The organism is Kitasatospora sp. MBT63, from assembly GCF_000710465.2.
Taxonomy (GTDB): Bacteria; Actinomycetota; Actinomycetes; order Streptomycetales; family Streptomycetaceae; genus Kitasatospora.
Map to the genome: position 1 here is coordinate 1 of NZ_JAIZ01000802.1, position 2,491 is coordinate 2,491.

Below are 2,491 nucleotides of genomic sequence, written 5' to 3' on the forward strand. Positions count from 1 at the left end.
CACTCCCCCAACACCAACCCACGCTCACGCACCGTCAGCACGTCGAGGGAGCCGATGCGGCGGTGCGGGTCGGCGGCGACCTGCTCCAGCAGTGCGAGCAGCCGCTCGACCAGGGCCTCGGCGGTCGAGCACTCGTAGAGGTCGGTGGCGTACTCGAAGGCGATGTCGATCTCCTCGGAGACCGAGGTCTCCTCGAAGTTGAAGTCGAGTTCGAACTTGACCGCGCCCAGCTCGAAGGGCTGGATCCGGCTCTCCAGGCCGAGCAGGCTGCCGCCCTGGCCGTCGTTGTGCTGGTAGCCGAGCATCACCTGGAACAGCGGGTGCCGGCCGGCCACCCGGGGCGGGTTGACGGCCTCGACCAGGCGGTCGAAGGGCAGGTCCTGGTGCGCGAACGCGGCCAGGTCCGACTCCCGGGTGCGGGTGAGCAGGTCGGCGAAGGTCGGGTCGCCGGAGAGGTCGTTGCGCAGCACCAGGGTGTTGACGAAGAACCCGACCAGGCCGTCCAGCGCGGCGTCCGAGCGCCCGGCGACGGGGGCGCCGAGGGGGATGTCGGTGCCCGCGCCGAGCCGGTGCAGCAGGGTGGCGACGGCGGCCTGGAGCACCATGAAGGTGGTCGTGCCGGTGGAGCGGGCGGCCTCCCGCAGTCCGCGGTAGACGGCCGGGGGGACCTGCGCGTACACGGTGTCGCCGCGGTACCCGGCGACCGGCACCCGCGGGTGGTCGGTGGGCAGCGGCAGTTCCTCCGGCAGGCCGGCCAGCGCCTGCCGCCAGTACGCCACCTGGCGGCTGTGCAGGCTCTCGCCGTCCTCGGGGCCGCCGAGCAGCTCCTGCTGCCACAGGGTGTAGTCGGCGTACTGGACCGGCAGCGGCGCCCAGGTGGGCGCGGTGCCGGTGGTGTGGGCGGCGTAGGCGGTGTTCAGGTCGTCGATGAACGGGAGCATCGACCACTCGTCACCGGCGATGTGGTGGAACAGCAGCACGATCGCGTGGTCCGCCGGGCCGACCGCCAGCACACTTACCCGCAGCGGCAGTTCGGTCGAGAGGTCGAAGCCGTACCGGACGGCCGCCTCGATGTCGGCGGCCAGGGTCCGCTCGCCGGACGCCACCAGGTGCAGGGTCTGCGCGGCGGCGTCCCTGACCTCCTGGAACACCGAGCCGTTGCGCTCGGTGAAGACCGTCCGCAGGCTCTCGTGGCGCTCGGTCACCGAGATGACGGCGGCGCGCAGCGCGTCCAGGTCGAGCTCGCCGGTGACCCGGACCACCAGCGGCACGTTGTAGGTGGCGCCGGAGCCGTCCAGGTTCTGCAGGAACCACATCCGGCGCTGGGCGTGCGACAGCGGCAGCTCGGCGGGCCGCTCGCGGCGGACCAGGGCCGGGCGGGTCTCGCCGCCGGCGGCGGCCCGGTGGGCCAGACCGGCCGGGGTGGGCGCCTCGAAGAGGTCACGCACGGTCAGCTGGGCGCCGAGCACCGTCCGCAGCCGGCCGACCAGGCGGGTGGCGAGCAGCGAGTGGCCGCCGAGGTCGAAGAAGTGGTCCTCTGGGCCCACCTCGGACAGGCCGAGCACCTCGGCGAAGACGCCGCAGAGGATCTCCTCGCGGGCGTCGCGCGGGGCGCGCCCGGCGCCCGTGCCGGTGCTGTCGGGGGCGGGGAGGGCCTTGCGGTCGAGCTTGCCGTTGACGGTCAGCGGCAGCGCGTCGAGGACGACGAACGCGGACGGGACCATGTACTCGGGCAGGCGCTCGGCGAGGCCGCTGCGGACCTCCGCGACGTCGATGCCGGGGCCGGCCGGGACGAGGTAGGCGGCCAGCCGCTTGACCCCGGGGGCGTCCTCGCGGATCAGGACGGCGGCCTGGGCGACGGCGGGGTGCGTGGTCAGGGCGTCCTCGATCTCGCCGGGCTCGACCCGGTAGCCGCGGATCTTCACCTGGTCGTCGACGCGGCCGAGGAAGTCCAGCAGCCCGTCCTGACGCCAGCGCACCACATCGCCGGTCCGGTACATCCGGTCCCCCGGCTCGCCGAACGGGTCGGCGACGAACCGCTCGGCGGTCAGCCCAGGCCGGTCGAGATAGCCGCGCGCCAGACCGACACCGGCCACGTACAGCTCACCCGCGACACCGACCGGCACCTGCCGGAGGTGGCCGTCGAGGACGTGGGCGCGGGTGTTCCAGATCGGACGGCCGACGGTCGCGGTGTCGGAGTCGAGCGTGCCACCGCCCAGGGTGTTGATGGTGTACTCGGTCGGGCCGTACAGGTTGTAGCCCATGACGCCCGGGGTGTCGCGCAGCTTGGACCACAGGGTCTCGGCCACCGCCTCACCACCGAGCAGCACCAGCACCGGGCGGTGCCGCTCCCCGTCCAGCAGACCGCACTCGATCAGCGCCTGGGCGTACGAGGGCGTCACGTTGATGACGTCGATCTCGTGCTCGGCGCAGAAGTCCGCCAGTCCCTGGGCGTCGCGGCGCAGGGCCTCGTCGAGGACGTGCACCTCGT

General features: G+C 73.3%; 1 protein-coding gene. It reads right to left on the reverse strand.

The window, feature by feature from the left end; genetic code table 11:
* On the reverse strand, window positions 1–2,491 hold a 2,491-nt coding region (locus AA75_RS41735), incomplete at both ends, for a condensation domain-containing protein (RefSeq protein WP_033825748.1).